Genomic DNA, 12,780 nt, shown 5'->3' on the forward strand with positions numbered 1-12,780 from the left:
TCAGACCTTCGCGGTCACCGGCTCGTCCTCGCGGTCGAGGTCGAGCTCCTTCGTCTCGCCGATGGCCCGCACGCAGATCAGGCTCACCAGCGCGACGCAGGCGAGGATGATCCCGAAGGTGAACCCGCCCCACGCCGCGATGATCGGGCCCGCGACCAGCGGTGGGATGGCGCCGCCCAGCATGCCGGCCAGGCTGTAGCTCAGGCCGGTCGCCGTGTAGCGGTAACGCGTCTGGAACGTCTCGGAGAGGAACGCGCCGAGCGGCCCGGTCGCCAGCCCCGACAGGAACATCGTCACCGGGATCCCGACGGCGAAGGCAGCCAGGGAACGGCTGTCGAGGATCGGGAACAGCAGGAGCGTCCAGACGATCGCCGCACAGGCGACGATGGTGATCATGCGCCGCCGGCCGATCCGGTCGCTCAGCGCGGCCCCGAGCACGACGGCGACCGAAATGGCCACGCCGCCCAGGATCGCGACCGCCAGGACGTCCGGGCGGGCGAGCTTCAGCGTCGACGTCCCGTAGCTGACCATGTAGGTGCCGCCGATGTAGGTCAGCATCAGGGTCATGGTCGTGGTGCCGGTGGCCAGCAGGATCTGCTTGGGCTGGCTGCGGAACGCGTCGAGGAACGGCGTGCGCGCGACCCCGGTCCGGGCCTGCTTCTTGAACACCGGCGTCTCGTCGATGCTCAGCCGGACCCACAGCCCGACCCCGATCAGCAGGATGCTGGCCAGGAACGGAACCCGCCAGCCCCACGAGACGAAGGTTTCGTTGCTCATCCCGACCGCGGTCGCCCAGAACGTGGCGTTGGACAGGATGATCGCGATGCCGCCGCCGAAGGAGGGGAACATCGACCAGAAGCCGCGTTTCGCCTTGGGGGAGTTCTCGGAGGCGAAGAGCACCGCGCCGCCCCATTCGCCACCGGCCGCGAGCCCCTGCAGGATGCGCAGCAGGACGATGAGGATCGGGGCGGCCACGCCGATCGTGCCCGCGGTGGGCATCAGCCCGACGAGCAGGGTCGAGAAGCCCATCAGGAGCATCGTGGCGATCAGCGTCTTCTTGCGGCCGAGCCGGTCGCCGAAGTGTCCGAAGAGGACACTGCCGAAGGGGCGGGCGACGAAGGCGACGCCGAGGGTGGCGAACGAGGCGACGGTGCCGGCCACGGTTCCCAGCGCGGGGAAGAACACGCTGGGGAAGACCAGCGCGGCCGCGGTTCCGTAGATGCCGAAGTCGTAGAACTCGATGACGGTGCCGATGAAGCTGGCCGACGCGACCCGCTTCATGCTCTGGGGTTTCTTGCCGTCCACTGACGGTGGGGTCAGCTCCGGTGAGTGCGTCATTGCATCTCCTTAAGGGGACTGGGTCAGTCGAGGTGGCCGCCGGCCCGCAGGACGCCTTCGGCGACCTTGAAGGCCTCGCCCGCCGCGGGCAGCCCGCAGTAGACGGCGGTCTGGAGCAGGACTTCCTTGATCTCGGCGACGGTCGCGCCGTTGTTGATCGCGCCCTCGACGTGGTGTGCCAGCTGCGCGGGCCGCCCCAGTGCGGTCAGCACGGAGAGGTTGATGATGCTGCGGGTCTTGCGGTCGATGCCGTCACGGGCCCAGATCCGGCCGAAGCAGACTTCTTCGGAGTAGTCCTGGATGACGTCGTTGAAGCTGTTTCGGTTCTGGTCCTTCTTCTCGACGTAGCCGTCGCCCATGAGCTCGTTCATGATCTGGCGGCCGGTGGTCTTGGCGGCGGCGTTGTCCACGTCATCTCCTTGTCGGTTGTGCTCAGCCACGGTCGAGGACGCCTTGGACCTCGTCGGCGGACAGCTTGATCGTCACGCCCGCCCGCTCGTTCTGGAGCAGCAGCGGTGTTTGGGAGTCCCGGTTGCCCCACCCCCGGTCGAGGGCCTCCTGGAAGTCCTCCTGGACCAGGCGGGCGGCGCGCATCGGGACGTCGAACTGCTCGGCCAGCTCGAGGGCCAGCCGGAGGTCCTTGTTCGCCAGGTTCAGCGCGAAGGACGGCGGGTCGAAGGCCTCCTGCAGGTACCGGTCACCGACCCGGTCGAAGGTCCGGGCGCGGCCGATGGCGCCCTGGCGCAGGGCGTGCCAGAGGGCGGCCGGCTCGACACCGGCCTTGACACCCATGGTGAAGACCTCGGCGATGCCCGAGCGGATGATCATGCTGGCGCAGTTGTGCACGAGCTTGGCGGTGTTGCCGGCCCCGATTTCCCCGACGTAGAGGATCTGGTCGCCGATCGCGTCGAGCACGGCGCCGAAGCGGTCGAACGCCTCGCGGTCGCCGCCCACGTAGATGGCGAGCTTGCCCGACCGCGCGCCCTTGGGACCGCCGCTGACCGGCGCGTCGAACAGTTCGACGTCGTGCTCGCGGCAGGTGGCGTGGACTTCGCGGACGACCGTGGGGGAGTTGGTGGTGAGGTCGAACCACGCGCTGCCGGGCTTGAGGGCACTCAGCAGTTCGTCACCGACCTGCCGCATCTCCACCGGGCCGGGCAGGGAGGTGAACACGACGTCCACCGAGCCCGCCAGGTCGGCCGCGGAGTCCGCCCAGGTCGCGCCGGCTTCCTCGGCGGCCGCGCCGCTTTCGCGCCGGAGGTCGTGCACGACGAGGTCGTAGCCCGCTCGCCGCAGGTTGAGGGCCATGCCCTGACCCATGCCCCCCAGTCCGATGAAGCCGACCTTCATGGTTGTCCTTTCGTCGGTGAACGGACCGATCGAGGTCGTAATTACGAACTCGCGAACGTATTGGTGAATGAAAGGTAAGTCTCGTTCACGTGGGTGTCAACGCCCTGGTGACGACTTGCCTCCGTTGACACCGGCCGGGCCGCGACCGTAGCCTCGTGGATGTAAATACGTACTAGTGTTCGTAATAGCGAACACTACCTCGCGCCGACGCGATGGAGGCACGGCATGACCGCCCTCGAAGGTGTGAAGGTGATCTGCCTCGGGCAGTTCTACTTCGCGCCCTACTGCACGATGCTGATGGCCCGCCTCGGCGCCGACGTCATCAAGATCGAAGCCCCACAAGGAGATCCGTACCGGCGGCTGCCCACCGTGGACGAGAACGGCTACCCGATCCAGTTCCGCTTCCTCAACTCCGGCAAGCGGAACATCCGCCTCGACCTGTCCACCCCCGCCGGTCAGGACGTCCTGCGCGGCCTGGTCCGCAACGCCGACGTCCTGGTGCAGAACCTCTCGCCCGGGGCGATGGACCGGTTCGGCCTCGGCTACGACCAGCTCCGCGAAGTCAACCCGGGCCTGATCATGGCCACCGGCACCGGTTTCGGATCGTTCGGTCCCTACGCCGGCGAGTCCGCCATGGACCTCACCATCCAGGCTCGCACCGCCATCATGAGCACGACCGGCTTCGAGGACGGCGCGCCCGTGCGCACCGGCCCGTCGGTCGTGGACTTCATGGCCGGCACGCACATCCTCGCCGGAGTGCTCGCCGCGTTGTTCCAGCGCACGCGGACCGGCCGCGGCCAGCACGTCGAAGTGTCCCTGCAGGACGCCATCCTGCCCTCGCTGACCTCCAACATCGCCGGCCAGCTCAGCGAGAACACCGCGAGTTTCGAGCGGACGGGCAACCGGCACGGGGGGATGTCGGTCGCGCCGTACAACGCCTATCCCGCTGCGGACGGCTGGGTGACGGTGCTCTGCCCGACCGACGAGCACTGGAACCGGCTGCGCGGGGTCATGAACGACCCGGCGGCCGACGATCCGCGGTTCGCCACCATGCCCGGCCGGTGCGAGCACATGGACGAGGTCGACGCCGTCGTCGCCCACTGGTCCCGGACCCGGCGCAAGGACGACATGGCCGCGACGTTGAAGGCGCTCAAGATCCCGTGCGCGCCGGTCGTGACCCTGCCGGAGCTCCTGGAAGACCCGCACGTCCGCGAACGCGGCGTGCTGCGCACGGTCACCGACGACCAGGGCTCGTTCATGACCCTGGGCAGCCCGCTGGTCCTCTCCGACTCGCCGATGGTCGAGCCGGTGCGCTCCGGCGGGCTGGGCGAGCACACCGACGAGGTCCTCAGCACGGAACTCGGCATGTCCGCCGACGACATCACCAAGCTCCGCGACACCGGCGTCATCTGAGAAGGAGCAGCAAGACATGACAGTGGAGGCGCACATCGCCGTCCTGCCTCCGGGACAGGAGAAGCTCGAGCTGCGCGAGGTCACCCTCGGCCCGCTCGGGCCGTACGAGGTCGTGGTCCGGCAACGGGCGTTCGGGGTCTGCCACAGCCAGCTCGACCGGATCTACGACGCGGCCCGGACGACGTCGATGCTGCTCGGGCACGAGTCGATCGGGACCGTCGTCGAGGTGGGGCCGGAGGTGACCTACGTCGAACCCAGCGACGAGGTCCTGACCACCTGGATCCCGCGCACCCCGCTCGACGGGCGCCCGCCGGTGCCGTCGAGGGTCGTGTTCCCCGACGGTGACGAAGCGCGCACTCACAACACGTTCACCTGGGGCACCCACGCCGTCGTCGACGAGCAATGGGTGGTCAAGGCGCCGTCGGGCATCTCGCCGGACCTCGGCGCGATCATCGGCTGCGCGCTGATGACCGGCGCCGGAGCGGTGCTGAACACCGCCGAGGTCGTGCCCGAGCAGAGCGTGGCGATCTGGGGCGCCGGGGGCGTGGGGCTCTGCGCGATCGCGGCCGCGTCGATCCTCGGTGCGACGCCGGTGATCGCCGTGGACCTCGATGCCGACAAGCTCGCGCTGGCGAAGCAGTTCGGTGCGACCGACGTCGTGGACGTCCGCGCGGGCGACCCCGTCGAAGCGATCCGCGCCCTCACACCCCATGCCGACGGAACCCGAGGTGTCGACTACGCCTTCGACTGCACCGGGATCGGGAAGAACATCCCGACCAGCCTCGCCGCGGTCCGCCCGGGCATCCGCGGCGCCGGCATCCGCGGCGGCGCCGACGTCCTCGTCGGGATTCCGCGCGTGCCTTTCCAGCTGGACGCCATGGACCTGCTCAACGGCGAAAAGCAGCTGCTCGGGTGCGTCGGCGGGAGCTGCGACCCGGAACGCGACTTCGCGACCTTCGCCGGCTGGGTGCGCGACGGCCGCTTCGACCCGAGCGCGCTGGTCACCGACCGGTACTCCCTGGACGACCTGAACACCGCGGTCGACGACCTCCACCACGGCCGGGTCCGCGGCCGCGCCGTGGTCGAGCTCGACCGGTGACCGAACAGAAGGAGCGACACGTGAGCGCCGAACCGACCATCCGGCATGTGAGCCCGGCCTTCCGCACGTTCTGCGGCGACAGTGCGCTCGACGCCCTGCCCCGGGAGCTGGCCCGCGTCGGTGCCCGGCGGGCGGCGATCATCTGCATCCCCGCGGTGGCCGCGCACACCGAGGCGATGGGCCGCCTGCACGAGGTGCTCGGCGAGCGGCTCGCAGGCCAATTCGACGGGGTCGAAGAACACAGCCCGCTGCCGTCGGTCGAGCGCGCCCGCGCGTTCCTGGCCGAACACGACGCGGACGCGGTGATCGCGGTCGGCGGCGGGTCGTCCGTCGTGACCGCCCGCGCGGCCACGATCCTCCTGGGCGAGGACAAGAACATCCGGGAGCTGTGTACCCGGCGGGAAGGCGGCAAGCTCGTCAGCCCGAAGCTCGCCGCGCCGAAGCTGCCGCAGTGGGTGGTGCCGAGTTCACCGACCTCGGCCTACGCCAAGGCCGGTGCCGCCGTCCGGGATCCGGAGACGGGGGAGCGGCTCGCGCTGTTCGACCCGAAGGCCCGCGCTCAGGGTGTCGTCCTCGACCCCGGCATGGCGCTGACCGCGCCGCCGCGGCTGAGCTGGTCGGCCGCCCTCAACGTCTTCTCGATGGCGGTGGAGGGCCTGCAGTCCCGCAAGGTCGACCCGCTTGCCGACGCCTTGCTGGCACACGCTCTGCGCACGGTCGTCACCTGGCTGCCGCGGGTCGAGAAGGAACCGGACCAGGCTGCGCCCCGGCTGCAGCTGATGCTGGCGGCGATCATGAGCGGCCAGGGCAGCGACCACACCGGTGGCGGGCTCGCGCAGGCCCTCTCGCACGCCATCGGACCGCGGTCGTCGGCGCCCAACGGCGTCGTCGAAGCCCTGCTGCTGCCGCACGCGATGCGGTTCAACGCTCCGGTCGTCGCCGATCGGCTCGCCGCCATCGCGGACTACCTGGGACTCGCCGACCGCAGCGCCGAGGGCGTCATCGCGGAGGTGGAGCGCCTGCTGGAGGTCTTCGGCGTACCCCGCCGGCTCGAGGACATCGGCGTGGCCGAGGAGTCCCTGGCCGAGGTCACCGCGCACGCCCTGGACGACTGGGCCATCACCGCCGGGCCGCGGGTGCCGGACCGCGAAGACATCCTGGCTCTGCTCACCAACGCACGATAGGGAAACCATGACCATCACTTCGGACACCGAAATCGGCAAGGAACTCGCCACCGGCAAGTTCACCGACGAGATGCTGACGAAGATGCGGAACCTGATCGGGACCGAACTCCGCACGGACGCCTGCGTCAACAACGAATACGCGACCCGGCTGGCGATCCTGCGGTTCGCCGAAGGCATCGGCGACGACAATCCCCTGTGGACGGACGAGGAGTACACCGCGGCCGGCCCGTACGGCGGGATCATCGCGCCGCCGAGCTTCATCTTCGCCTGCCTGGGCTCGGTCCAGGTCGGCTGGCCCGGTCTCGGCGGATTCCACGCCGAGACGGACGTGACCTTCCACGCCCCTATCAAGGTCGGCGACAAGATCACCGCCCGCGTCTGGTTCGACGGCTTCGACGACCCGATCGAAAGCTCCTTCGGCGGCCGCCGGATCAAGGACTACCTGCGCCAGGAGTACTGGAACCAGGACGACCAGCTCGTCGCGCGGTTCATCTGCTCCCGCATGCGGTTCGAGCGCACCGAGATGCAGAAGCGCCGCAGCTCGCGCAAGATCGAGATCCCGCACCCGTGGACCGACGAGCAGCTCGCGCGGGTCGAGGACGACATCCTCGCCGAGAGCCCGCGCGGTGCCGAGCCGCGGTACTGGGACGACGTCCAGCTCGGCGACGAGCTCGACACGCTGACCAAGGGCCCGATCGGGCTCACCGACGAAATCGCCTACGTCGCCTCCGGGGCCGCTCCGATCCCGCGGCTGTCCGCGCACGGCGTCGCCCTGCGCCGGTACAAGAAGCACCCGAAGTGGGCGTTCCGCGACCCGAACACCCACGCGCTCGAGCCGGTGTATTCGGTGCACTACAACGACTACGCCGCCCAGCTGCAGGGCGCCCAGATCGCCTACGACGTCGGCATCCAGCGCACCTGCTGGCAGCTCCACACGCTGACGCACTGGATCGGCGACGCCGGTTCGGTCAAGGCGATCCACGGCCAGTACCGGGCCCACGTATACCTGTCCGACGTCGTCCGGCTGGGCGGCAAGGTCGTCGGCAAGGAGATCGACGGCGACGGCGACGCCGTGCTGCACCTGGAGACCTGGGCCTACAACCAGCGGGAGCAGAACTGCATGCCGGGCACGGCGACCGTCGTCCTCCCGCGTCGCCCGGAGGTGGCTCCGTGACGACCTGGGGCAAGGAGATCGCGACGGAGGTGGTGCGCGGCATCCCGTTCCGCACCTACACCGAGCGCCCCCGGAACATCGGCGACCTGCTCGCCTTCGCGGACCGGTGGGGCGACCGCCCGCACATCGTCCAGGGTGAGCGGGTGGTGACCTTCGCCGAGGTCCGCCGCGCGGCCGAGGCGAAAGCCGCGCGGCTCGCCCTCCGTCCCGGTGACCGCGTGCTGCTGCTCGGGTTCAACAGCCCGGAGTGGATCATCAACTTCTGGGCGTGCGTGACCGCCGGAGCGGTGCCCGTGCTGGGCAACGCCTGGTGGAGCCAAGGTGAGCTGACCGACGCCCTGGAGCTGCTCACGCCGGCCCTGGTGCTCGCCGACGCACGGGCGGCCCGGTCGCTGCCCGGCGATGTGCCCACCGGGCCGTGGGAGATCGCGGAGACCACTGCCGTGCCTCCGGTCGTGGCTTCGGTTCACGAGGACGACCCGGCCGCGTTCGTGTTCACTTCGGGCACCTCCGGCAAGCCGAAGGCCGTCGTGCTCTCGCACCGGTCCCTGCTCGCCGGGCTCCATATGCTGCTCCACATCACCCGGCGGCTGCCGCATCAGGTCGACGACGCGACCGGCGACGCGGGCCTGCACACCGGCCCGATGTTCCACATCGGCGGTATCCAGACCCTCATGCGGGCCATCACGGTCGGGGACACGCTGGTCATGCCGGCCGGGAAGTTCGACCCGGCCGAGGCGCTGCGGCTGATCGAGCAGTGGCGCATCGTCCGGTGGAGCGCGGTGCCCACGATGGTCTCGCGGGTGCTCGAACACCCCGACGTCCACCGGCGGGACCTCACCTCGATCAAGTCCATCACCGTGGGCGGCGCTCCGGTGACCTCGGAGTTCCTCACCCAGCTGCGGGCCGGGCTCGCAGGCGTCGAACCACGCGTCGCGACCGGCTACGGCCTGACCGAGAACGGCGGCCAGGGCGTGGCGGCGTCCGGCAAGGACACGGCCGAGCGGCCCGGCACCTGCGGCCGGCCCCTGCCGTGCATGGAGCTGCGGATCGCCGAACCGGACGGCGAAGTCCTCCTCCGCTGCCCCACGCAGATGATCGGGTACTTCGGCGTCGACGACTCGCCCATCGACGACGAAGGCTGGCTGCACACCGGGGACCTCGGGCACCTCGACGAGGACGGCTACCTCTGGATCACCGGCCGGGCCAAGGACATGATCATCCGCGGCGGCGAGAACATCGCCCCGGCCGCGGTGGAAGAGGCACTGGGCCGGATCGCCGGCGTGGTCGAGTCCGCTGTGTTCGGGGTGCCGCACCCCGACCTCGGCGAGGAGGTCGTGGCCGCCGTCGTCGTGGAAAACGGCGTGACCGCCGAGGACCTGGCGCGTGAGCTGCGGTCCACAGTGGCCTCTTTCGCGGTGCCGAGCCGGTGGCGGATCCAGCACGAGCCACTGCCGACGACCCACTCCGGCAAGATCGACAAGAACCAGCTCGCCACCGCCGGGGGGATCGCATGAGCGACGTCGTCCTGGAGACCGTGGCCGACCGGGTCGCGCTGCTCGAGCTGCGGCGGCCACCCAACAACTTCTTCGACGAAGCCCTGCTGACCGAGCTGGCGGACGCCCTCCTCGCTCTTGACGAGGAGAAGGCCGTCGGCGCGGTCGTGCTGGGCGCGCAGGGCAAGCACTTCTGCGCCGGCGCGGACCTGCGGGGTGTCGGCGCCGCCGGGATCCGGCGCGTCTACCGGCAGGCCTTCCGGATCTTCTCCGGTCGCAAGCCCGTCGTGGCGGCGGTGCGGGGCGGCGCGATCGGCGGCGGCCTCGGGCTGGCGTTGTCGGCGGACTTCCGCATCGCGGCGCCCGGGGCGCGGCTCACGGCCAACTTCGCCAAGCTGGGCTTCCACCAGGGCTTCGGACTGTCGGTGACGCTGCCTCGGGTCGTGGGCCCGCAGCGAGCCCAGGAGCTGCTCTACACGGGACGGTCGGTCTCGGGGGAGGAGGCGGCCGCCATCGGGCTGTGCGACGGCGTCGCCGACGACCCGCGGGAGGCCGCGGTCGAGCTGGCGAGCCGGATCGCGGCGTCGGCGCCGCTGTCGGTACCGTCGATCCGCGCCACCTTGCGACGGTCACTGGTCTCGGAGGTCTCCGCCGCGCTCGACCTGGAAGCCGACGCGCAGGCCGCGTTGCTCGGCACCGCCGACTTCGCCGAGGGCATCGCGGCCTCCATCGGAAAGCGGCCGCCGAACTTCGTCGGTTCGTAATAGCGAATTGCGGGACGGTATTGCGCTAAGGTGGCGCACGTGACCGATGACGCCACCGACCCCGCCGGGCCGAAGAACCACCGAACCATCGACCGGGTGACGCAGATCCTCGAAGAGGTCGTCTACCACCCCGGGATCGGGTTCGCGGAGCTGGCGCGCGCCCTGGACGCGCCGAAGAGCTCGGTGCACGGTTTCATCCGCGGGCTGCAGGCCAAGGGCTGGCTCTACGAAGACGACAAGCGCTTCTACCTCGGGCCGGCCATCTACGGCCTCACCATGGCCAGCGGGCACATCCGCGCCGGGCAGGTGAGTCAGGCCGACCTCGACGCCCTCCACAAGGAAACCGGGATGACCGTGTTCCTCGGCGTCGAGGCCGGTGACCACCTGATCTACATCGGCGAATCCGGCACGGACGCGCTGACCGGGTTCGCCGCACGGACCAACATCCGCCGCAAGCTGATCTCCACGGCCGGGGGGAAGGCCCTGCTGGCGGCGAAAACCGACGCGGAACGCGACGCCTACCTCCGGCGCAACCACGCCGACGGCGAGGCGGTGTCGGAGTTCCTCTCGGAGTTCGCCGAGATCCGCAAGACCGGTGTCGCGCGGAACTTCCGGCACCACGGGGCGCAGATCGCCTTCGCCGGCGTGGTGCGCAACCAAGCCGGCGAGAGCGTGGCCGTCGGGATCGTCGTCGGCCAGACCGCCGAGATCCAGCCTCGCGAAGCGAAGGTGCGCAAGCTGCTGCTGAAGCACGTCGCCTCGTGGACGCGGCAGAAGACCGCCGCGCGCGAGCCCATCTGAACCATTCGCATTGTCCACAGTGGACGGCAGGGTTTCCCTGTCGTCCACTGTTGTGTTCCGGACATTGACACCGGGAGTGCGTGCGGCTTAGCGTTAGTCGTATAAACGATCGATAGTTCTTATATACGAACTGCGCGGCGTAGCGCGAGGAGTGTTCCGGTGATCGAACGCGACCAGATCTTCATCAACGGCAAGTGGGTGCCCTCCGCGGGCACCGACGTCATCGAGGTCGTCAACCCGGTGACCGAGGAAGCCGTCGTCACCATCCCGCGTGGTACCGCGGCGGACGTCGACGCCGCCGCCCAGGCGGCCGCGGCGGCCTTCCCGGCCTGGTCGAAGACCACCGTGGACGAACGCGTGGACTTCCTGCGCAAGCTGGCCGAGCTGACGGAGAAGCGGGCCGACGAGATCACCCGGGCCATCGTCAGCGAGATCGGCCAGCCCTACTCGATCGCCGCCGAGGCCCAGGGCTCCTCCGCGGTGGTCGACCTCGTGAGCCTCGCCGAAAGCTTGCCCGAGATCACCTGGCAGGAGCAGGTCGACCACACGGTCGTCGCCCGCGAGCCCGCCGGCGTGGTCGGCGCGATCACGCCGTGGAACGGGCCCATGCGGATGGTCTGCATGAAGGCCGGCGCGGCGCTCGCCGCCGGGTGCACGGTGGTCCTCAAGGGCACCGAGGTCGCCCCGCTCAGCTCGTTCATCTTCGCGGAGATGGTCGCCGAGGCCGGCCTGCCCGACGGCGTCTTCAACCTCGTGTCCGGCACCGGTCCCGAGGTCGGCGAGCCCATCGTCACCCACCCGCTGGTCGACATGGTGTCCCTCACCGGATCCGTCCGCGCGGGCCGGCGGGTCATGGAGCTGGCCGCCCAGAGCGTCAAGAAGGTCGCCCTCGAGCTCGGCGGCAAGTCGGCGAACGTCATCCTCGAGGACGCGGACCTGACGCGGGCCATCGAGGTCGGCATGGAAGACGCGTTCCGCAACTCCGGCCAGGTCTGCGGCGGGCTGTCGCGCGTCCTCGTGCCGCGGTCACGCCTGGCCGAGGCCGAGGAGATCGCGGTCCGCAAGGCGGAGAGCTACGTCCTGGGCGACCCGTACGACCCGGCCACCACGCTCGGCCCGGTCGCGAACGTCCACCAGCGGCAGCGGATCCGCGACTACATCCAGTCCGGTGTGGACGAAGGTGTGCGCCTGCTGACCGGCGGCCCGGACGCCCCCGACGGCCTGGATCGAGGCTTCTTCGTCCGCCCCACGGTCTTCTCCGGCGACAACACCGCCCGCGTCGCCCGGGAGGAGATCTTCGGCCCGGTCGTCGTGCTCATCCCGTTCGATGACGAGGACGACGCGTTCCGCATCGCCAACGACACCGACTACGGCCTCGCCGGCGCGATCTGGGCCGGCACCGACGACCGGGCCCGCGCACTCGCCGGCAAGCTGCGCGCGGGACGGATCCGGATCAACGGCTCCGCGGTCAACCAGCGCGCCCCGCATGGCGGCTTCAAGCTCTCCGGCATCGGCCGCGAGTTCGGCCGCTACGGCATCGAGGAGTACCTCGAGTACAAGTCCATCGGCTGACCGCGTGCACTGGATCATCGACGCGGTCCAGCTCGGCGAGCTTCGCGACGTCCCCGCCGAGCTGGTCCACCACGGTGACCGGTCCAGCCGGGTCGTCAGCATGCCGCTGGTGATGTTCGTGCTGCGGTCCGGCGACCGGACCGTGGTCGTGGACACCGGCGGCCTGGCGGACGAGGAGCACGTCCGGCGCAAGATCCCGTTCGGCTACGTCGCGGGGGAGCCCCTCGAAGCCGCATTGGACCGGCTCGGCGTGCGGACCGGCGACGTCGGCCTAGTCGTCAACACCCACCTGCACTGGGACCACTGCTCGAACAACGGCGCGTTCCGCAACGCCGAGATCCTCGTCCAGCGCGTCGAACTGGACCACGCGCTGGCGGCCGAGCAGCGGGCCTACGAGATCGCCCTGCCGTTCACCGGGTGGCAGGACCGGATCCGTGTCCTCGACGGCGACCGCGAGATCGCTCCCGGCCTGGGGGTCGTCTTGTTGCCGGGGCACTCACCAGCCTCGCCCGCCTCAAGGGCACCGGCTGGACACCGCTGCCCCAGCCACGACCACGCGGTCGTCGAGAAGGGCACCTTCGGCTACTGA

General features: G+C 70.1%; 12 protein-coding genes and 1 pseudogene. 9 read left to right on the top strand and 4 right to left on the bottom strand.

All coding sequences use genetic code 11. The features are described 5' to 3' along the window. The 4 genes and pseudogenes from QQ657_RS43845 to QQ657_RS43860 form a co-directional block, all read right to left on the bottom strand. The gene (locus QQ657_RS43845) at positions 1-1,338 is read right to left on the bottom strand and encodes an MFS transporter (protein WP_284748296.1); all 1,338 of its coding nucleotides are present in this window, start codon (positions 1,336-1,338) and stop codon (positions 1-3) included. 23 nt (positions 1,339-1,361) lie between these two features. Continuing rightward, positions 1,362-1,748: a carboxymuconolactone decarboxylase family protein gene (locus QQ657_RS43850; protein ID WP_284748297.1), complete on the bottom strand. Its 387-nt coding sequence runs from the start codon at positions 1,746-1,748 to the stop codon at positions 1,362-1,364. Positions 1,749-1,770: 22 nt separating this feature from the next. Next, positions 1,771-2,253, bottom strand: a complete 483-nt coding sequence (locus tag QQ657_RS43855) for an NAD-binding protein (protein ID WP_284748337.1) — start codon at positions 2,251-2,253, stop codon at positions 1,771-1,773. Further along, a pseudogene (locus tag QQ657_RS43860) lies at positions 2,227-2,760 on the bottom strand (NAD(P)-dependent oxidoreductase); the annotation flags it as partial. The pseudogene QQ657_RS43860 and the gene QQ657_RS43855, both read right to left, overlap by 27 nt. A gap of 153 nt (positions 2,761-2,913) precedes the next feature. Between QQ657_RS43860 and QQ657_RS43865 the strand changes: the two are divergent. The 9 genes from QQ657_RS43865 to QQ657_RS43905 all read left to right on the top strand — a co-directional run bounded on the left by QQ657_RS43865 (position 2,914) and on the right by QQ657_RS43905 (position 12,780). After that, complete coding sequence (locus QQ657_RS43865; protein ID WP_284748298.1) at positions 2,914-4,101, top strand: CaiB/BaiF CoA transferase family protein; 1,188 nt, start codon at positions 2,914-2,916, stop codon at positions 4,099-4,101. A 16-nt stretch (positions 4,102-4,117) separates the two neighbouring features. Continuing rightward, positions 4,118-5,200 carry a zinc-binding dehydrogenase gene (locus QQ657_RS43870; RefSeq protein WP_284748299.1) on the top strand — a complete coding sequence of 361 codons (1,083 nt, stop codon included), beginning with the start codon at positions 4,118-4,120 and terminating at the stop codon, positions 5,198-5,200. A 20-nt stretch (positions 5,201-5,220) separates the two neighbouring features. Continuing rightward, the gene (locus QQ657_RS43875; protein ID WP_284748300.1) at positions 5,221-6,384 is read left to right on the top strand and encodes an iron-containing alcohol dehydrogenase family protein; all 1,164 of its coding nucleotides are present in this window, start codon (positions 5,221-5,223) and stop codon (positions 6,382-6,384) included. A 7-nt stretch (positions 6,385-6,391) separates the two neighbouring features. Next, the gene (locus QQ657_RS43880; protein WP_284748301.1) at positions 6,392-7,558 is read left to right on the top strand and encodes an FAS1-like dehydratase domain-containing protein; all 1,167 of its coding nucleotides are present in this window, start codon (positions 6,392-6,394) and stop codon (positions 7,556-7,558) included. Next, a complete protein-coding gene (locus QQ657_RS43885; RefSeq protein ID WP_284748302.1) occupies positions 7,555-9,075 on the top strand; it encodes a class I adenylate-forming enzyme family protein in 1,521 nt (506 codons plus the stop codon). The genes QQ657_RS43880 and QQ657_RS43885 overlap by 4 nt, the downstream gene beginning before the upstream one ends. Next, entirely contained in the window at positions 9,072-9,818 is a 747-nt protein-coding gene (locus QQ657_RS43890) for an enoyl-CoA hydratase/isomerase family protein (RefSeq protein WP_284748303.1), read from the top strand. Before QQ657_RS43885 ends, QQ657_RS43890 begins: the two co-directional genes overlap by 4 nt. Positions 9,819-9,857: 39 nt before the next feature. Continuing rightward, the gene (locus QQ657_RS43895) at positions 9,858-10,619 is read left to right on the top strand and encodes an IclR family transcriptional regulator (RefSeq protein WP_284748304.1); all 762 of its coding nucleotides are present in this window, start codon (positions 9,858-9,860) and stop codon (positions 10,617-10,619) included. Between the two features lie 159 nt (positions 10,620-10,778). Then, a complete protein-coding gene (locus QQ657_RS43900; protein WP_284748305.1) occupies positions 10,779-12,191 on the top strand; it encodes an aldehyde dehydrogenase family protein in 1,413 nt (470 codons plus the stop codon). A gap of 4 nt (positions 12,192-12,195) precedes the next feature. Beyond that, entirely contained in the window at positions 12,196-12,780 is a 585-nt protein-coding gene (locus QQ657_RS43905) for an MBL fold metallo-hydrolase (RefSeq protein ID WP_284748306.1), read from the top strand.

Source organism: Amycolatopsis ponsaeliensis, assembly GCF_030182635.1.
Lineage (GTDB): Bacteria > Actinomycetota > Actinomycetes > Mycobacteriales > Pseudonocardiaceae > Amycolatopsis > Amycolatopsis ponsaeliensis.

Excerpts from the sequence above, each read along its gene's own strand:
- QQ657_RS43845 (WP_284748296.1), bottom strand. The coding sequence starts at position 1,338 with ATGACGCACTCACCGGAGCTGACCCCACCGTCAGTGGACGGCAAGAAA.
- QQ657_RS43865 (WP_284748298.1), top strand. The coding sequence starts at position 2,914 with ATGACCGCCCTCGAAGGTGTGAAGGTGATCTGCCTCGGGCAGTTCTAC.
- QQ657_RS43870 (WP_284748299.1), top strand. The coding sequence starts at position 4,118 with ATGACAGTGGAGGCGCACATCGCCGTCCTGCCTCCGGGACAGGAGAAG.
- QQ657_RS43880 (WP_284748301.1), top strand. The coding sequence starts at position 6,392 with ATGACCATCACTTCGGACACCGAAATCGGCAAGGAACTCGCCACCGGC.
- QQ657_RS43890 (WP_284748303.1), top strand. The coding sequence starts at position 9,072 with ATGAGCGACGTCGTCCTGGAGACCGTGGCCGACCGGGTCGCGCTGCTC.